This is a genomic window from Pseudomonas sp. NPDC089408, from assembly GCF_044749445.1.
GTDB lineage: Bacteria > Pseudomonadota > Gammaproteobacteria > Pseudomonadales > Pseudomonadaceae > Aquipseudomonas.
The window spans coordinates 26,823-44,271 of the sequence record NZ_JBIVHY010000027.1 but is presented as its reverse complement, the minus strand read 5'-3'; the positions used below and the strand labels follow the sequence as shown (position 1 = coordinate 44,271).

General features: G+C 63.3%; 15 protein-coding genes and 2 pseudogenes. 16 read left to right on the top strand and 1 reads right to left on the bottom strand.

The features are described 5' to 3' along the window. Nucleotides 1-9: 9 nt before the first annotated feature. The 14 genes from ACIP02_RS26135 to ACIP02_RS26070 all read left to right on the top strand — a co-directional run bounded on the left by ACIP02_RS26135 (nt 10) and on the right by ACIP02_RS26070 (nt 16,190). Entirely contained in the window at nt 10-1,170 is a 1,161-nt protein-coding gene (locus tag ACIP02_RS26135; RefSeq protein ID WP_400622542.1) for an acyl-CoA dehydrogenase family protein, read from the top strand. Between the two features lie 9 nt (nt 1,171-1,179). Further along, nucleotides 1,180-2,238 (top strand): acyl-CoA dehydrogenase family protein, encoded by a 1,059-nt coding sequence (locus ACIP02_RS26130; RefSeq protein ID WP_400622540.1) that lies wholly within the window; start codon nt 1,180-1,182, stop codon nt 2,236-2,238. 3 nt (nt 2,239-2,241) lie between these two features. After that, complete coding sequence (locus ACIP02_RS26125; protein WP_400622538.1) at nt 2,242-3,393, top strand: acetyl-CoA C-acetyltransferase; 1,152 nt, start codon at nt 2,242-2,244, stop codon at nt 3,391-3,393. A 32-nt stretch (nt 3,394-3,425) separates the two neighbouring features. Further along, on the top strand, nt 3,426-4,304 hold the full coding sequence (locus tag ACIP02_RS26120; RefSeq protein WP_400622536.1) for an SDR family oxidoreductase: 879 nt from the start codon (nt 3,426-3,428) through the stop codon (nt 4,302-4,304). Between the two features lie 393 nt (nt 4,305-4,697). Further along, a complete protein-coding gene (locus tag ACIP02_RS26115; protein ID WP_400622534.1) occupies nt 4,698-5,483 on the top strand; it encodes an SDR family oxidoreductase in 786 nt (261 codons plus the stop codon). A gap of 9 nt (nt 5,484-5,492) precedes the next feature. After that, nucleotides 5,493-5,963, top strand: a complete 471-nt coding sequence (locus ACIP02_RS26110) for a MaoC family dehydratase (RefSeq protein ID WP_400622533.1) — start codon at nt 5,493-5,495, stop codon at nt 5,961-5,963. Between the two features lie 8 nt (nt 5,964-5,971). Beyond that, nucleotides 5,972-7,180: an acetyl-CoA C-acyltransferase gene (locus ACIP02_RS26105; RefSeq protein ID WP_400622531.1), complete on the top strand. Its 1,209-nt coding sequence runs from the start codon at nt 5,972-5,974 to the stop codon at nt 7,178-7,180. Nucleotides 7,181-7,379: 199 nt separating this feature from the next. Continuing rightward, nucleotides 7,380-8,378 (top strand): WD40/YVTN/BNR-like repeat-containing protein, encoded by a 999-nt coding sequence (locus ACIP02_RS26100; protein WP_400622529.1) that lies wholly within the window; start codon nt 7,380-7,382, stop codon nt 8,376-8,378. Next, a complete protein-coding gene (locus ACIP02_RS26095) occupies nt 8,365-10,749 on the top strand; it encodes an RND family transporter (RefSeq protein ID WP_400622527.1) in 2,385 nt (794 codons plus the stop codon). Before ACIP02_RS26100 ends, ACIP02_RS26095 begins: the two co-directional genes overlap by 14 nt. A 47-nt stretch (nt 10,750-10,796) precedes the next feature. Next, nucleotides 10,797-12,047: a helix-turn-helix transcriptional regulator gene (locus ACIP02_RS26090; protein WP_400622525.1), complete on the top strand. Its 1,251-nt coding sequence runs from the start codon at nt 10,797-10,799 to the stop codon at nt 12,045-12,047. Nucleotides 12,048-12,179: 132 nt separating this feature from the next. Then, entirely contained in the window at nt 12,180-12,944 is a 765-nt protein-coding gene (locus tag ACIP02_RS26085; RefSeq protein ID WP_400622523.1) for an SDR family oxidoreductase, read from the top strand. Between the two features lie 23 nt (nt 12,945-12,967). Continuing rightward, the gene (locus ACIP02_RS26080; RefSeq protein WP_400622521.1) at nt 12,968-13,801 is read left to right on the top strand and encodes an SDR family NAD(P)-dependent oxidoreductase; all 834 of its coding nucleotides are present in this window, start codon (nt 12,968-12,970) and stop codon (nt 13,799-13,801) included. Between the two features lie 118 nt (nt 13,802-13,919). Then, complete coding sequence (locus ACIP02_RS26075) at nt 13,920-14,957, top strand: Rieske 2Fe-2S domain-containing protein (RefSeq protein WP_400622519.1); 1,038 nt, start codon at nt 13,920-13,922, stop codon at nt 14,955-14,957. Nucleotides 14,958-14,981: 24 nt separating this feature from the next. Beyond that, a complete protein-coding gene (locus ACIP02_RS26070) occupies nt 14,982-16,190 on the top strand; it encodes an MFS transporter (RefSeq protein WP_400622518.1) in 1,209 nt (402 codons plus the stop codon). A 47-nt stretch (nt 16,191-16,237) separates the two neighbouring features. Here ACIP02_RS26070 and ACIP02_RS26065 read toward each other — a convergent pair. Beyond that, nucleotides 16,238-16,933: pseudogene (locus tag ACIP02_RS26065) on the bottom strand (transcriptional regulator); the annotation flags it as partial. Here ACIP02_RS26065 and ACIP02_RS26060 point away from each other — a divergent pair. Further along, nucleotides 16,924-17,124: pseudogene (locus tag ACIP02_RS26060) on the top strand (MAPEG family protein); the annotation flags it as partial. The pseudogenes ACIP02_RS26065 and ACIP02_RS26060 overlap by 10 nt on opposite strands. Nucleotides 17,125-17,196: 72 nt before the next feature. Beyond that, a complete protein-coding gene (locus tag ACIP02_RS26055) occupies nt 17,197-17,430 on the top strand; it encodes a hypothetical protein (RefSeq protein ID WP_400622516.1) in 234 nt (77 codons plus the stop codon). Nucleotides 17,431-17,449 lie beyond the last annotated feature (19 nt).

Below are 17,449 nucleotides of genomic sequence, written 5' to 3'. Positions count from 1 at the left end.
GAGAGCGCCATGGAACTAGCCTATACCGCAAAGCAGAAGGCCTTCCGCCAGGAAGTCCGTGAATGGCTGGCCGCCAACCTGCCGACCAGCCCCCTGGGCAGCTACGACACCCGCGAAGGCTTCGAGCAGCATCGCGCCTGGGAGGCCAAGCTGTTCGAGCATCGCCTGTCGATGGTGATGTGGCCCAAGCACCTCGGTGGGCGCGGGTGCGACCTGATCGAATGGCTGATTTTCGAAGAAGAGTATTACAGCGCTGACGCCCCCATGCGCATCAACCAGAACGGCCAGCTGATGCTTGGCCCCACCTTGATGGAGTTCGGTACCGAGGCGCAGAAGCAACGGTTCTTGCCGCGGATGGCGTCGAGCGTCGACATGTGGGCGCAAGGCTGGTCCGAACCCAACGCGGGCTCGGACATGGCCGCAATCACCAGCAAGGCCATCCGGGAGGGTGACCACTACGTGCTCAACGGGCAAAAGACCTGGTCGAGCCGGGCGCTGTTCGCCGACTGGCTGTTTGGCTTGTTCCGCAGTGACCCGCATTCAAGCCGGCACCACGGCCTGTCGTTCATCATGGTGCCACTGGATGCGCCGGGCGTGACCATTCGGCCGATCAAGGCGCTGAATGGCAAAAATACCTTTGCTGAAGTGTTTTTCGACGATGTCCGCGTGCCGGTCGAAAACTGCATCGGTGCAGAAGGCCAGGGTTGGCAGGTGGCAATGGCTACCGCTGGCTTCGAGCGTGGCTTGCTGCTGCGCTCGCCAGCGCGCTTCCAGGCCACGGCGCGCAAGCTGGTACAGCTGTACCACGCCCACCGCGCCAGCGCAGACCGCGACCCGAGCATCCGCGAAGCAGTGGTCGACGCCTGGCTGGGTGCAGAAGGTTATGCCCTGTCCTCCTACCACACCGTTGGCCGCTTGAGCCGCGGTGCGCAGATTGGCGCCGAGTCGAGCATCAACAAGATCATCTGGTCCGAGCTGGACCTGCGCATGCATGACACCGCCATGCGCATCCTTGGGGCTCACGGCGAACTGCTCAGCAGTGCGCCGCAGGCGGTTGCCGGGGCCTGGCTCGAGGGCTTCCTGTTCGCCCAGGCCGGGCCGATCTATGCCGGTACCAACGAAATCCAGCGCAACATCATTGCCGAGCGCATGCTCGGCCTGCCGAAGTAGGAGCCGGCCATGGACTTTACCTTTACCGATGATCAGCTCACCTTCCGTGAAGCCATCAGCCGCTTTCTGATGACGGAGGCGGCGCCGGAAATGCTGCGCCAGATCTGGGAAACCGACGCCGGCCGGTCTGCCGATTTACGCGGCAAAATCGCCGAGCAAGGGCTTACCGCGTTGTCGGTGCCCGAGCAGTTTGGCGGTTTGGGCATGGACGATGTCGCCTGGTCGCTGATGACCCAGGAGCTGGGGTACTACGCCATCCCCGATTCACTGGCCGATACCGCCTATGTGGTAACGGGCCTGTTGAACGGCCTGCCTCCCGGCTGCCCGGTGAAAGCCAGCTTGTTGCCGCGCATTGCCGACGGCAGCGTGCGCATCGCCATTGGCCACCCGATCAACCCGCTGGTGCCCGATGCACCGTTGGCCGAGTGGTTGATTCTGGCCCATGGCGATGAGGTACACGCGGTGCCGCGTGCGCAGGTGGATGTGCAGCCCAACGCCAGTATCGATGCCTCGCGGCGGCTGGGCAAGGTCAGCTGGAACCCCAGCCCCGACACGCGCCTGGTCGGCGGCGAGCAGGGCCGCGCGCTGTGGGCCGAAACGCTGAACCGCGGTGCCTTGTCGGTAGCCGGCCAGCTGCTGGGCCTGGCCCAGCGGATACTCGACCTGTCGGTAGACTACGTGGCCCAGCGCAAGCAGTTCGGCAAGCCGATTGGCAGTTTCCAGGCGGTGAAGCACCACTTGGCCGATATTGCCAGCAAGATCGAATTTGCCAAGCCTGTGCTGTACCGGGCCGCTTACGCGCTGAGCAAGGGCGAGCAAGGCGCAGATGTGTATGTTTCGCAGGCCAGGCTGGCCTGCTGCGAGGCCAGTTGGCTGGCCGCCCGCCACGGTATCCAGGTGCACGGGGCGATGGGTTACACCTGGGAGGTCGACCTGCAGATGTTCATGAAACGGGTGTGGTCGCTCGACCCGTCCTGGGGTGACCGTGCCACGCACAAGTCCCGTGTCGCCGCCTACGTGCTCAGTGATCAGGCCCGGCTTGGGCCTGGCGCAACATTCGAGGATTGAGCCATGCCCGAAGCCTATATTGTCGACGCCCTGCGCAGCCCTACCGGCAAGCGTAAGGGCAGCCTTGCCCACGTGCATGCGATTGACCTGGGCGCACACGTCCTGAAGGCGCTGGTCGAGCGCAATGCCGTACCGGCCGAAGACTATGACGATGTCATTTTCGGCTGTGTCGACGCCATCGGCTCGCAGGCCGGCGACATCGCCCGGACCAGTTGGCTGGCCGCCGGCTTGCCGCTGAACGTGCCGGGCACCACGGTGGACCGCCAGTGCGGTTCTTCGCAGCAGGCGCTGCACTTTGCCGCCCAGGCGGTGATGAGTGGTACCCAGGATGTGGTGGCGGTGGGCGGGGTGCAGACCATGACGCAAATCCCCATTTCATCGGCCATGCTGGCCGGCCAGCCGCTGGGTTTCAGCGACCCGTTTTCCGGCAGCCTGGGTTGGCAGGCGCGCTTCGGCAACCAGCCGGTCAACCAGTTCTATGCGGCGCAGCGCATTGCCGATCACTGGCAGCTTAGCCGCCAGGCCATGGAAGCGTTCGCGTTACAAAGCCACGCGCGGGCATTGGCCGCAGCCGATGCGGGTTACTTCGCGCGGGAAATCGTGGCATGCCAGGGGCTGGCACACGATGAAACGCCGCGTGTCAGCAGCCTGGAAAAAATGGCCAGCCTGGAACCGGTAAGCCCGGAGTACCCGTCGATTACGGCGGCGGTATCGAGCCAGACCTGCGACGCCTCCGCGGCCTTGCTGGTGGTTTCGGCGGCAGCGCTGAAACGCTACAACCTGACCCCCAGGGCGCGTATTCACCATTTGTCGGTGCTGGGTGATGACCCGATCTGGCACCTCACCGCGCCGATTGCCGCAACCCGCGCGGCGCTGAAGAAGGCCGGCATGCGCATGGCCGACATCGACCTGGTGGAGATCAACGAAGCCTTCGCCTCGGTGGTAATGGCCTGGGCCAAGGAACTGGATTACGACCCTGCGCGCACCAACGTCCACGGTGGCGCCATCGCCCTCGGCCACCCGCTTGGGGCCACCGGGGCGCGCCTGATGACCACCTTGCTGCATGCGCTGGAGCGCACGGGCGGGCGATACGGGCTGCAAACCATGTGCGAGGGCGGTGGCCAGGCCAACGTCAGCATCATCGAACGGCTCTGAAGCCGCCTACACCCAACAACAGGAGCACCTCCATGGGTATTTGTGACGCCCGTACCGTGATCATCACCGGCGCTGGTGGCGGCCTGGGCCGTGCCTATGCACTGGCATTTGCCGCCGAAGGCGCCAATGTGGTGGTCAACGACATCCGTGCTGACGCCGCACAGGCGGTTGCCGCCGAGATCTGTGCCAAGGGTGGCCAGGCCATTGCCAACGATGGCGACATCACCACCCTGAACACGGCGCAGCAGATTGTGGATGCCGCGCTGGCAGCGTTTGGTGAAGTCCATGTGCTGGTCAATAACGCCGGGGTCTTGCGCGATCGCATGTTCATCAGCTTGTCCGAAGAAGACTGGGACCAAGTGATGCGCGTGCACCTCAAAGGCCATTATTGCCTGGCCAACATCCTTGGCCGGCGTTGGCGGGACCTTGCCAAGGCCGGTTCGCCTGTGGCTGCGCGCATCATCAATACCAGCTCTGGTGCGGGCCTGCAGGGCTCGATCGGGCAGTCCAACTATTCGGCTGCCAAAGGCGGTATTGCTTCACTGACGCTGGTACAGGCGGCAGAGCTGGGCCGCTACGGAGTCACTGCCAATGCCCTGGCGCCGGCGGCGCGTACCGCGATGACCGAGAGCGCGATGCCGGACATGGTCAAGAAACCCGAAGACGACAGCTTCGACGCCTGGGCGGCAGACAACGTTGCGCCTTTGGTGGTGTGGCTGGGCAGTGTCGAGTCCGGGCACGTCAGCGGCCAGCTGTTTGAAAGCCAGGGCGGGCGGATTTCCCTGGGCGACGGTTGGCGCACCGGTGTGACGCGTGACAAAGGCGCGCGCTGGGAGGTGGGCGAGGTGGGTGATGTGGTAGCAGCCATTCTCGACGAAGCGCCCAAGGCACAGAAAGTCTGGGGCAGCTGAGCGTATGCCTTGGGTATTGCAGCGCCTGTGAGACCGAGCGCCGCCCGCGCGGCGCTTCGCGGCACAAGGCCGCTCCCACAGTCTGTTTCGGGCCAATCACTCCTGTGATTTCACCGCTGGCCGCCTTGTTTGTTCCCTTCGATATTGAAGGGGGTGCCGCCGCTTTTCATCAATCTCCAGCCATGCACCCAGGGGGCGCGTGCCACAGGCACAGGTTTAATTGGCCCGAAACAGATGTGGGAGCGGCCTTGTGCCGCGAAGCGCCGCGCGGGCGGCGCTCGATTGCATTGGCGACGCTTAAGGCAGGGCGAACACCCCGTCCGTTTTGACGATGTGCCCGATGATCGCGAGCCTTATACCTGTCGGAAAGCTTATCCGTCAGAGGTATACATCGTGAAGCAAGCCCCTCCTTATGTGCCCGGCCACCAGTTGCTGGCGGGCAAGTCCGTACTCATTACAGCCGCTGCTGGCGCCGGCATCGGCTATGCCGCAGCCAAGCGCTGCGCCGAAGAAGGTTGCCGGGCATTGATGGTGTCCGATGTCCACCCGCGTCGCCTGGAACAGGCGGTTGAGCAGTTGAAGGCCGACACCGGCTTGCAGGCCGTGTACGGCCAGTTATGCGACGTCACCGTCGAGGCCGAGGTGCAGGCGCTGGTCAGTGCCGCTGAACAGGCACTGGGTGGCGTCGATGTGCTGATCAACAACGCAGGCCTCGGTGGCCAGAAGCGTGTGGTCGATATGAGCGACGAAGAATGGCTGCGGGTCATCGACGTCACCCTCTCCGGCACCTTCCGCATGACCCGGGCAATGTTGCCCCACATGCAGCGTCGCGGTAGCGGGGCAATCGTCAATAACGCCTCGGTGCTGGGCTGGCGCGCGCAGAAGGAGCAGGCGCATTACGCCGCGGCCAAGGCCGGGGTCATGGCGTTGACCCGCTGCAGTGCCCTGGAGGCCGCCGAGCATGGGGTGCGCATCAATGCGGTGTCGCCGTCGATCGCCTTGCACGACTTCCTGAAAAAGGCTGCCAGTGAGGAACTGCTGGGCCAGTTGGCCGGCCGTGAGGCCTTTGGCCGCGCAGCCGAGGTGTGGGAAGTCGCCAATGTGATGGTGTTCCTGGCCAGCGATTACGCCTCGTACATGGTCGGCGAAGTGCTGTCGGTCAGTTCCCAACAGGCGTGAGGGTAGGCAATGAGCACACGATTCAGCAGTGCAGCGCAGCTTTTGGCCGCCCAGGGCCTGGACCTGGGCGTGACCGAGTGGCTGGAAATGACCCAGGCGCGGGTCAACCTGTTCGCCGAGGCAACCGGCGACCGGCAATGGATTCACGTCGACCCGGCGCGTGCGGCCAGCGGCCCGTTCGGCGCGTGCATCGCCCACGGTTACCTGACCCTGGCCCTGGCCAACCTGTTCATGCCGCAACTGATGACCCTGGAGAACATGGCCATGGGCGTGAACTACGGCACTGACCGCGTGCGCTTTCCGGCGGCAGTGCGTGTAGGCAGCCGTGTGCGCGGCCACGGCCAGCTTGTCAGCGCCCAGGTGATCGATACCGCGGTGCAGGTGGTGGTGCGCATCACCGTACAGATCGAAGGCGCCGAGCGCCCCGGCTGCGTGGTCGACACCATCAGCCGCTACACCTTCAACCCCGTAACCGAGTGAGCCTGAACATGAGCATGAATGACGTTGTTATCGTTGCCACGGCGCGTACTGCGCTGACCAAATCCTTCCGCGGCTCGTTCAATGACACAGAGGCGCCGGTGCTGGGGGGGCATGTGGTGCGTGCCGTGGTGGCGCGTGCCGGCATCGAGCCGGCCTCGGTGGAGGATGTGATCATGGGCGCCGCCGTGCAGCAAGGTACCCAGGGCTACAACATCGGCAGGCTGTGTGCCTACACCGGCGGCTTGCCCGAGAGCGTGCCAGGCATGGCCCTGGACAGGATGTGCGCCTCTGGCCTGATGAGCATCGGCGTGGCGGCAAAGAACATTCTGGCCGGTGAAATGAACATTGTTGTCGCCGGTGGCGTCGAGTCGTTGTCGCTGACCCAGAACAAGCACAAGAACACCTACCGCAACCAGTCGCAGGCCGTGCTGGCGTGCACGCCTGCCGCCTATATCCCGATGATAGAAACCGCCGAGATCGTCGCGCGCCGCTACGGCATCAGCCGCGCGGCGCAGGATGACTACGCACTGCAAAGCCAGCAGCGTACGGCCGCAGCGCAACGCGATGGTTTGTTCGCTGACGAAATCGTGCCCCTGACTGCGCAGCAGCAACTGTTTGACAAAGAGGGCCAGCCGGCCGGGCACCAGCAGGTGCTGGCTGATCGCGACGAGTGCAACCGCCCCTCGACCCGGGCCGAAGACCTGGCGGCGTTGAACCCGGTGTGGAAGAACGGCCAATGGGTTACCCAGGGTGAGTTCATTACCGCCGGCAATGCCTCGCAATTTTCTGATGGTGCCTCGGCCAGCCTGCTGATGAGCCGTGCCCAGGCTGTTCAGCACGGCCTGCAGCCGTTAGGCGTCTACCGCGGTATCGCGGTGGCCGGTTGTGCGCCCGAGGAAATGGGCATTGGGCCCGTGCTGGCGGTACCCAAGCTGCTCAAGCGTTTCGGGCTGACGGTCGCCGACATCGGCCTGTGGGAAATCAACGAGGCTTTCGCATGCCAGGTACTGCACTGTCGCGATGCCCTGGGCATTGCCCCAGAGCGCCTGAACGTCAATGGCGGGGCCATTGCCATCGGCCACCCGTTTGGAATGTCGGGGGCACGCATGGTCGGCCATGCGCTGCTTGAAGGGCGCCGCCGGGGCGTGCGCTACGTGATAGTGGCCATGTGCATTGGCGGCGGCATGGGGGCCGCGGGGCTGTTTGAAATCAGCTGATCGGGAATCGGCATGCCAGTTGCCGGGTTAGGCCATTTGGACGATGCCCCGGCAGCCAGGCAGGCCGACTATCTACACACCTCAGTCAACACCGGTTGTAAGCGCTGCCCCGTGGGGGTAGCGATTCACTACTACAAGAACAAGAGGGTGGCCGTATGGAGATTGTCGAGCGCCTGGATGTTGCTGCAAGGAGTCGCCCATGCGCCAACTGATTGCTTATCTGGTGTGCATCACGGTCGCCGGGGTGGTTGCACTGGCATTTACGCCTCGTGAGCCAAAGCCTGTTGCCGATACCGAGCTGAACACCGCTCGCATGCAGGTCAACGGCCTGCTCAACCTGGGCAAGCGCCAGGTTGCTGTCGGCGAGCGGGGCACCATCCTCATCAGCGAAAACCGCGGGCAAACCTGGCAGCAAGCCACGGTTCAACCGCAACGTCATATCTCACTCACCGGCCTGGCCGCACTTGATGGCGAACACCTGGTTGCGGTGGGCCAGGACGGCTGGATCCTGCGCTCACAGGATGCCGGCGCCAGCTGGCAGGAAGTTCATCTGGAAGCTGACACCGGCGAGCCGCTGCTTGGTGCCTGGGCCGCGAGCGGGCAACAGGTGTTTGCGTTCGGCAGCTACGGCAAGTTCTACCAGTCTGACGACGCCGGGGCGAGCTGGCAGGCACTGCTGTTGCCGGTTGACCGCGCGCACCTCAACGCAATGGACGGCGACCGTACCGGGCGGCGCATGCTGGTAGGTGAGCAGGGGCTGGTTATGCGCAGCGCCGACAGTGGCCAGCACTGGCAGCAGTTGCCTGCGTTCTACAACGGTTCACTGTTTGGCGTGGTGCGCCTCAGCGCTGAGCGCTGGGTCACCTATGGCATGCGCGGCAATGTGTTCGTTACCGACAACTTTGGCGAGACATGGCAAGCCATCAAGGTCGACAGCAGCCAACCGCTATATGGGCATGTGCTGTTACCCGGTGACGCCGGGGTACTGATTGTGGGTGCCGGCAGTGCGATGGTGCGCCTGGATGGCAAGGGGCGCCTGCTGGCAAGCCAGCGTCAAGCGGGGTTGGGCACGCTGACCTCAGCCATTGTCGTCGGCACCGGCCAGGTGCTGGTGGCTGGCGAGCGTGGTGTGTTCCAGGGGAACGGCAATCCTGTTGCCGCCCTGAATCAAGGGGAGTCGCTTCATGAAGCACGCTGATACCTGGGTGACACGCACGGTCGAGCGCTGCGCCGACCTGTTGCTGGCCCACCGCAAGTCGCTGTTGACCCTGTTCGTGCTGCTGACCCTGGGCTTGGGCTACAGCGCCACGCATACCCGGCTCGACCCCGGGTTCAACAAGCAGATCCCGGTGCGTCATGAGTACATGCTCAACTTCCTGGAGTTCAGCCAATACTTCACGGGTGCCAATCGCTTCCTGGTCAGTGTGCGCTGGAAAGGCGAGGGCGATATCTACAACCCGCAGTTTCTCGACACCCTGCGCAAGGTCACTGACGATGTGTTCTTCATCAACGGCGTCAGCCGCGCCAGTGTGACCTCCCTGTTCACGGCCAATGTGCGCTACATCGAGATCACCGAAGACGGCTTTTTTGGCGATGTGGTGGTGCCGCCGCGCTTTACCGGCACCCAACAGGACTTGGCCCAGGTGCGCAACAATGCCGCGCGTTCCGGGCAAGTCGGCCGCCTGGTGGCCAACGACCTGAAGTCGGCGATGGTGCGTGCCGACCTTCAGGACACCGACCCGCAAACGGGCACCGCTGTCGATTACGTTGATGTGGCCCAGCGCCTGGAGGCTATTCGCGCCAAATACAGCAGCGACCAGGTTGAAATCAACATCGTCGGTTTCGCCAAGCTGGTGGGCGACGTGGTTGATGGCTTGATGACGGTGATGGGGTTCTTTGCCGTCGCGTTCCTGATCACCGGCGTGTTGCTGTGGCTGTATTCACGCTCGCTGCGCCTGACCGTGGTCGCCTTGCTGGTGGCGTTGTTACCCGTGGTGTGGCTGCTGGGCCTGCTGCCGCTGATGGGGCTGGGCATCGACCCGATGTCGATATTGGTGCCGTTCCTGATTTTCTCCATCGGGGTATCGCATGCGGTGCAGATGACCAACGCCTGGAAACAGGAAGTGCTGGCCGGCAAGGATGCGTTGCAGGCCGCACGGCTGGCCTTCTGCAAGATCTTTATTCCGGGCTCGCTGGCGCTGTTGATGAATGCCTTGGGTTTTGCCGTGATCATGCTGATCGATATCCCGATCGTGCATGAACTGGGCGTAACCGCGTGTATCGGGGTGATGCTGATGATCGTCACCAACAAGCTGATGTTGCCGATCATCATTTCTCACTTGCGCCTGGGGCGTGGGGCGCTGAACCAGGTGCGGCAGGCGCCGCGGCATCCGCTGTGGTGGCGACTGTCGGCGCTGGCCGAACCGCGTCCGGCGCTGGCGGTGCTGGTGGTCAGCCTGATGTTGCTGGGTGTTGCCGTGGTCAAGGCGCGGCAGCTGGAGGTGGGCGATGTCGGTGCAGGTGCCCCGGAACTGCGTGCCGACTCGCGCTACAACCTGGACAACGCCAGCATCATTGGCAGTTACTCCATTGGCCTGGATGTGCTGGCTGTGTTCGTCCAGGCGCAGGGAGTGGAAGAGGCCTGCCTGTCGCCAGCGGTGATGCGTGCGGTAGAGGCGTTCGATTTCCAGATGCGCAGTGTCGCCGGGGTGCAGTCGGTGCAGAGCGTGGCCGGGTTCGGCAAGACCGTGATCGCCGGCAACAACGAAGGCAACCCGCGCTGGGCCGCGATTCCGGGCTCGTCCCGCGGCTTGAGCCAGGGCGCCCGGGCCTATGTACCGGATGACGGCCTGGTGACCGATGGCTGCCAGCGCATGCAGATCCTGGTGTTCCTGACCGATCACGATGGCGCCACCGTGGCCCATGTGGTGAGTGAGGCCAAACGCATCATCGCCCAGGTCCAGGTGCCGGAAATCGAGTTTGTTCTGGGCGGGGGCAACGTCGGGGTGATGGCAGCTGCCAACGATTCCGTCAAGCGTGCCGAAGTGGTGATGCTGGTGGCGTTGTTCGGGTCGGTGTGGTTGTTCTGCTGGCTGACGTTCGGTTCACTGCGCGCAGTACTGTGCATCCTGGTGCCGCTGGCGATCGTGGCGGTGCTGTGCAATGCACTGATGGCGATGCTGGGTATCGGCCTGAAGGTCGCGACGCTACCGGTGATGGCACTGGGCGTGGGGGTAGGGGTGGACTACGGCATCTACCTGTATGAGCGCATTCAGCACGAGATGGCTGAAGGAGCCGACTTGCGCCAGGCGTTCTACCAGGCCATGTGCCAGCGCGGCACGGCGGCGGTTTTCACCGCCCTGACCATGTCGATCGGCGTGTGCACCTGGGCCTTTGCGCCGCTCAAGTTCCAGGCTGACATGGGGGTATTGCTTTCATTCATGTTTCTGGTAAATGTGCTGGGTGCGATCTTCCTGCTGCCGGCGCTGGCGGCCTGGTTCAACCAGGGCAAACCTCTCGTGGTGGCCAAGGCGCGCCGTACACCGCATGCGCAACTGGTCAAATCATAACAATAAGAACGGGCACGGCCTTGGCCGCGCCCGCGAGGAGACGGGCGATGGGAAATTCCAGCTTGAGCATGCAAGCGTTGGCCGACATGGGCCTGGAGCTTGACGAATATGACCGGCTTGTTGGCGAATTTTACGACGGTGCGCTGGACCACAAGCTGATGGCCAAGTCGTTGCGCCACATTCGCAGCTTGTTCCAGGCCAACTACGTGACCCTGATCCTGCGGGTACCCGAGCAACCGGACATGGGCTTGATGATCGTCGTTGGCGACATCGAAGGTGAAGGCGAGGTCAGTTACTGGGCCTACCCGCAAGGCATGACGCCATTCAGCAACCAGCCGCTGGACAGCGTGTTCACCGTCGAAGACCTGATGAGCGAAGCTGAGTGGACCGGCTCGGCCTACTTCAAGACATTTTGCGTTCCTCAGGACATCTACCATGTCATGGGCGCTGATATCTCGACGCCTGATGGCGGCAAGCTGCGGTTTCGCATTACCCGGTCGAAAACCGTGCCGAAATTTTCCGCTGCAGAGCGTGCCCTGTGCGAAATGTTCCTGCCGCATCTGCGCCGGGCCATGCATGTGCACAACCTGCTCGACCGAAGTGAGTCGATCAGTGAGCTGTACTCCCAGGCGATCAGCCGGCTGTCGGTGGCCACCATCGTGCTTGACCAGAACGGAAGCGTGCTGCGCCTGAACCCGGTGGCCAGAGAGCTGCTTGACCGCGCAGACGGCCTGAAGATGGTCGGTGGTCGCCTGGAGGCCACCTATCCCAGCGACAACCGTGAGCTGCAGCGGTTGGTGCGCAGTGCATTTGCCCGTGAAATGGACAACGAAAAAGTCAGCGCCGCCGCCGAAGCGATGTCGGTGGCGCGGCCTTCGGGCAACGTCAACCTGGGGGTAGTGGTCGAGTCCATCTGCACCCAGGACTGGGCCGAAGGCAAGAGCAAACCGGTGGTGGTGGTGTACATACGCGACGCCGTTGGCCGCTCCATGGCCAATGAGACCGTGACCAAGCAGCTGTTCAACCTGACCCGTGCCGAAACCGCCCTGGCCATGGAGCTGGCCAACGGCCTGTCGCTTGAAGAAGCCGCTGAAGTGTTGAACGTTCGTCGCAATACCGCCCGCGCCCACCTGCGTTCGATCTTTTCCAAGACCGGCGTACGCCGCCAGACGGAGTTGGTGCGCATCATCCTCAACAGCGTGGTCGCCTTGGGAAAGCCCAGGTTGTCCCCGTCGGCGGCCGATAGGCTCGAGGCGCCTGCCTTGAAGCTGGCCCCGCCGGTGCGCCACAGCGCCTGAGCGCCTTTTACCACAACCCCAGCGCCCCGCGTCTGCTTGCAGCCCGGGGCGTTTTAGTCCGTGCGGACGATGTTGCCGGGCCGGCCCGCCACCAATACTCGACCCCACCATCACTTATCGAGGAAGTACGTTATGCCAGTTACAGCCGTCAGTGGTTCTGCGTCAGGAATCGGCGCAGCCGTGTGCCAGGCGCTGCGCGCCGCGGGCCATCGCGTTATCGGCATCGACCGTGCAGAGGCGCAGGTCGTTGCCGACCTGTCCACTGCACAAGGGCGCCAGGCTGCCATCACGGCGGTGCTGGAGCAGAGCGGGGGTGTGCTCGACGGCCTGGTGTGCTGTGCCGGGGTGGGCTCCAGCGCGCTGTCCAATACCATCATTGCGGTCAACTACTTTGGCGTCAGTGAACTGCTTGATGGCCTGGCCGATGCCTTGGCCAAAGGCCAAGCCCCGGCAGCGGTGGTGATTGGCTCCATCGCGGCTACCCATGCCAACCCAGAGCAACAACCGATGATTGCGGCCATGCTTGCAGGCAATGAGGCGTTGGCACTGGAGCAGGCCAATGCGCTGGAGTTGTCACACGTGGCCTACGCCTGCTCCAAGTATGCCGTCACGGCCAATGCCCGCATCAAGGCTGTGCAATGGGCCAAGCAAGGGATTCGTCTGAACGTGGTTGCCCCCGGTGCAGTCGAGACACCGTTGCACCAGGCCTCGTTGAACGACCCGCGTTTTGCCAAGGCAGTGCGTGAGTTTGTCGCGCCCATGGGGCGCTCCGGCCACCCTGAGGAAATTGCCCAGGTGGTGGCATTCCTGCAGTCGGCACAGGCCAGCTTCGTGCATGGCACTGTGGTCTTCGTTGATGGCGGCATGGATGCCATGGTGCGTCCGGCCCGGTTCTGACCATTGCCTGCAGGAGGCTAGCCATGACCCAAGTGGCATTCATTACCGGTGCCAGCCGCGGCATCGGGCGCGAAACTGCAATGGCGTTCGCCCGGGCGGGGTTCGATGTGGCCATCAGCGCGCGCACCGTAGCAGAGGGCGCGCAGGCTGAGCATCGCCTGCTCGATGCCCGGGGCGTACCGTTGCCGGGCAGCCTCGACAGCACCGCCTCAGCCATTCGTGCGCTGGGGCGCCAGGCCCTGATAGTGCCGATGGACCTGCTGGACAGCGATTCGGTGCTCGCCGCAAGCCAGGCGGTGCTGGCAGCCTATGGGCGGATCGACGTGCTGGTCAACAACGCGATCTATCAGGGCAATGACCTGAACGCAGCCTACATGTCATTGCAACCACAGACCCTGGAACGCGTGTTCAAGGGTTATGTGCTGGCGCCACTGCTGCTGACCCAGGCGGTACTGGCGGCGATGCTTGCGCAGGGCGTGGGTGTGGTGATCAACGTCACCTCCGGCGCAGGCGAAAGCGACCCGCCGGTGGCCGCGGCGCAAGGTGGCTGGGGCTACGCCTATGGTGCCGGCAAGGCCGCGGTGTCGAGGGCAGCCGGGGTGATCGCGACAGAACTGGGCGGGCAGGGGATAAGGGCATACACGGTCAACCCCGGTGTAGTAACCACCGACGCGCTCAAGGCCACGCTGGGCGAAAGCGGCCTGCTGGCCTTGCGCGTCGGCACGGCACCGCCGCATGTGCCAGCGCAGGTGATGGTGTGGTTGGCCACCTGCGAGCAGGCAGCACGCTTTCAGCGGCGCACCATCGCTGCACAGCCGTTTGCCCTGGAACACGGTATCGTCGACGACTGGCGATAGCCGCAAGCACAGCTCGTGACCTGCTCATCTAGTCCATGCGGAGGATGAGCAGTCGGTGCTGCTCGTTGAAGATTGACCGGGCAAGTTACCGGGGATTTTCACACGAGGAACAATAACAATGACCAAGCTCGCAGCAATCAACGTCGACAGTGTTCTGGCACCTCGCTTCGGTCGAGGCTGGCATTGCCTGGGTGAGGCTGCCGACTACCGTGACGGCCAGCTGCATACCCTGGACATCTTTGGCACTCGCTTGTTGGCCTTTGCCACGTCCAGCGGCCAGATCAGCGTGATCGATGCACACTGCCCACACATGGGCGCAGACCTTTCCCGCGGGACACTGGAGAATGACAGGGTGGTCTGCCCGTTCCACCATTGGCAATACGATGCCAGCGGCAAATGCGTGGAAATCCCTTACTGCAAGCGCATCCCGCCCAAGGCCAAAACCCGCAGCTGGCTGACGTGCGAGGAAAACAACCTGTTGTTCGTCTGGAACAACCCGGAAGGCAAGGCCCCGGCAAGCGACGTGGTGATACCGCACCTGCCCGAGCAGGACAGCGATGAGTGGTTGCATGACTGGCACATGGACAAGCTGATCATCGAAACCAACCCCCGTGAACTGGTCGACAACCTGGCGGATGCCCAGCACTTCGGCCCGGTGCATGGCACGCCGACCAAGTATTTTGCCAACGTCTTTGAAGGCCACATCGCACAGCAGATCTTTCATGGCGATTCCGAGCGCCTGGGCGGCGACCTGGTAGCGGAGTCGGCCTACTACGGGCCTGCCACCCACTTCACCCGCATGCGCGCGGTTTTCGAGGGCATGGAAATCCATTCGATCCTGCTCAACTGCCATGTACCGATCACGGCCAACAGCTTCGAGCTGCGCTTCGGCTGCATGGTCAAGAAGATCGAAGGCTGGAGTGAGGAACAGAACCGAGCCCTGGCCCAGGATTACGTGCTGCGCAACCGTGAGTCGTTCTATCAGGACGTGGATATCTGGGCGCACAAGGTCCGGGTCAACAACCCGGTGCTGGCAGAGGGCGATGGCCCGGTCTATCAGCTGCGCGAATGGTACGAACAATTCTTCATGGACGAAGCCAGCGTGCCCGCCGCAATGGCCGAGCGCCGTGAAATCATCACAGTCGACAAGCACTGATCACCCGCCAGGCAGGAACACGCAATGAACATGAGTGGCCGTAGGACGCTGGCGATCATGCTGGCTGCAAGCTTTGCCTCGACGATTGGCGGGTTGCCGTTCAATACCTTGCCGATCCTGCTTGGCGCGATGGTCGACAGCCTTGGCTTCAGCATCGAGCAGGTTGGCCTGCTGGGCTCGGTATGCTTTGCCGGGTATCTGCTCGGCACGTTGGTGGCGGTGATGTTGATCGACCACCTGAACTGGCGCTGGTTGACCTTGGCCTGTGCCCTGGGCGCGGCAACGGCGTACGGCATGTCGTCATGGCTACCGGCGGCGGTGCAGCTGCCGATATGGGCGCTGATCGGTTTTTTTGCCGCTTTGATGACGTGCCTTGGCATGCGCATCATGGGGCAGATGGCCAACAAGGAGCGGGCCTTGGGCATGCGCCTGGGCATCGAGCTTGGCGTTGTCGCAGCGGTGCTGTTTGCCTTGCCGTCGCTGGTGATTACGCACTTTCAGTACGCCGGTGCAGCCGTGATGCTGGCGGTGGTTATCGTGCTGCTGAGTGTCAGTGCGCTGGCGTTGCCCAGGCGCCAGGACTTCATGGTTGAAAGCAGCGCGAATCACACGGGTTCGCTGCTGTCGCGTTTCGCCTTTCCGCCGGCAGCCTATGTGGCCTTGGTGTGTTTCTTCCTGTTTGGTAGCGGGCAAATCGGCCTTTGGGCGTTTCTGGAGCGCTTGGGCCATGGCCTTGCCTTGCAGCCAACGGAAATGGGCACTGTATTTGCGGTGCTGAAATTGCTGGGCGGGGCGGCGGCGCTGGCCTTGGCATTGGTGGGTGACCGCTTGGGTGTGCGCATACCCCATCTGCTGGTTTTGGCGGTGTTGGGGGTTGGTTTGTTGTTGCTGGGCAATGCCGAAGGCTTTCTGAGCTATGCCCTGGGGGCCTGGATCTGGGAGGTAGGCTTCACCTGGGGCTGCGTTTATCAGACGGCAGCCATTGCCCGCCTGGACAGCAGCGGCCGATCGATCATGTTGATTCCGGGCGCCTTCGCCTTGAGCTCCATGGCCGGGCCGGCGCTGGCCGGCAAGTTGCTCAGCCAGGGCTATAGCGAACTGCTGTGGCTTGCGGCCCTGTGCGCATTGATCCCGGTGCTGGTGTTTTCCGGGTTGCTGGCGCGACGCTTGCAACGTTTGCAGGAAGATACCGTTACCCGCACGATACTGCCCCAGGCACAGCGCGTCGCCTAGCCGTCGCGCTCTGGCGGGCGGTGTCAGCGCTGTGCCAAGGGCTGTGGTTACGGTTGTTGATCAATGGCCGACCACTGGTCGAAGGCCGCCTGCATCCTTTGCCGGGTCTGGGCGTCAGCGGGGATCAAGTGCTCGATGCGCAGCGATTGCACCGTGATGTCCTGCGGCATGCCGAAGGTGGTAAACGTGGACAAAAAGCCCAGTTCGCCATAGGCGGTGGTCAAACGGGTCAGCAGCACGGGTGTGGCCGCTGCCGCATCCAGTGGGCTGCCCGGGGCCGGCAAGCTACGCATGCGCGCTGCCAGCACCGGGTTGCCGGCGGCCTCCCTGGACGCGCGTTGCCAGGCCGCAGCGCGGATTTCTGGCGCATTGGCCAAGTGGTCACCCAGCCCGCCTGGGCACAGCAGTGTCTGCAGCAGATTAAGGCCGGTCGCCGGCTGTGCGGTCACGCCGGCCATGGCCAGCAGCAGCCCGGTGCTGGTATTGGCGGCGATCACATCCCAGTTGCTGTCGATGACGATCGCCGGTGCAGGGTTGTTCACCTGCAGGATGTGTTCGATTGCAGTATTCACCAATGCCAGTTCTGGCGCATCGAGCGGCGAGGCGGCGTAGCGGGGTGCGTACCCGGCGGCGACGAATACCGCGTTGCAGTGCTCCAGCGGCGCACCAAGCGCCGATAACAGAGCATGCAAGGTGCTTGGGCTGGCCTTGGCGCGCCCGGTTTCCACACAGCTCCCTTGGCGGGCTGGCTGTGGCGCTGAACGCACCCGCGCAACCGATACTCTGGCTGAGCATTACGTTCACCTTTGCCAGGGTATTGCATACGCTGGCCTATCTGTTCGGCCTGCAGCCATGGCGCACGCTGTTCTACGGCGTCGGGGTTATTTGCCTGCTGGTTTTTTGTGCACTCATCGCAGCGAAGATTTGTAGCTGACCCAAAATATTGCATGAGTCATCTTGATGCTTTCACATAGCGGTACTAATACTTAAGCACTGCCGAAGAGGGATGATCATGCAGACGCGTTTCGTTGTGGTTCCCGCAGTGCCAATCCAGAAAGAGGTCTACCCTCGGCGGCTCGGTTTTCCCGCCGCGTTGGGGGAGGGCTATGACCTTTATGACACGCATGACAAGGTGCGCCTGAGCCTGAACTTTTCCACCCGTGCCCAAGCGGAATTCGAATGCGTGTGCCGCAACCGCTGCCGCGATGCCGATGATGCCGATATTGTCGGCATTGGTTGAGTGCATGCCGCGGCCAAGG

What these genes read in the sequence shown, in the direction of transcription:
- ACIP02_RS26130 (WP_400622540.1), top strand. Translation starts at nt 1,180, where the DNA reads ATGGACTTTACCTTTACCGATGATCAGCTCACCTTCCGTGAAGCCATC.
- ACIP02_RS26055 (WP_400622516.1), top strand. Translation starts at nt 17,197, where the DNA reads ATGATCATGCAGACGCGTTTCGTTGTGGTTCCCGCAGTGCCAATCCAG.
- ACIP02_RS26135 (WP_400622542.1), top strand. Translation starts at nt 10, where the DNA reads ATGGAACTAGCCTATACCGCAAAGCAGAAGGCCTTCCGCCAGGAAGTC.
- ACIP02_RS26085 (WP_400622523.1), top strand. Translation starts at nt 12,180, where the DNA reads ATGCCAGTTACAGCCGTCAGTGGTTCTGCGTCAGGAATCGGCGCAGCC.
- ACIP02_RS26100 (WP_400622529.1), top strand. Translation starts at nt 7,380, where the DNA reads ATGCGCCAACTGATTGCTTATCTGGTGTGCATCACGGTCGCCGGGGTG.
- ACIP02_RS26080 (WP_400622521.1), top strand. Translation starts at nt 12,968, where the DNA reads ATGACCCAAGTGGCATTCATTACCGGTGCCAGCCGCGGCATCGGGCGC.
- ACIP02_RS26120 (WP_400622536.1), top strand. Translation starts at nt 3,426, where the DNA reads ATGGGTATTTGTGACGCCCGTACCGTGATCATCACCGGCGCTGGTGGC.
- ACIP02_RS26090 (WP_400622525.1), top strand. Translation starts at nt 10,797, where the DNA reads ATGGGAAATTCCAGCTTGAGCATGCAAGCGTTGGCCGACATGGGCCTG.
- ACIP02_RS26070 (WP_400622518.1), top strand. Translation starts at nt 14,982, where the DNA reads ATGAACATGAGTGGCCGTAGGACGCTGGCGATCATGCTGGCTGCAAGC.
- ACIP02_RS26075 (WP_400622519.1), top strand. Translation starts at nt 13,920, where the DNA reads ATGACCAAGCTCGCAGCAATCAACGTCGACAGTGTTCTGGCACCTCGC.
- ACIP02_RS26110 (WP_400622533.1), top strand. Translation starts at nt 5,493, where the DNA reads ATGAGCACACGATTCAGCAGTGCAGCGCAGCTTTTGGCCGCCCAGGGC.
- ACIP02_RS26095 (WP_400622527.1), top strand. Translation starts at nt 8,365, where the DNA reads ATGAAGCACGCTGATACCTGGGTGACACGCACGGTCGAGCGCTGCGCC.
- ACIP02_RS26105 (WP_400622531.1), top strand. Translation starts at nt 5,972, where the DNA reads ATGAGCATGAATGACGTTGTTATCGTTGCCACGGCGCGTACTGCGCTG.
- ACIP02_RS26125 (WP_400622538.1), top strand. Translation starts at nt 2,242, where the DNA reads ATGCCCGAAGCCTATATTGTCGACGCCCTGCGCAGCCCTACCGGCAAG.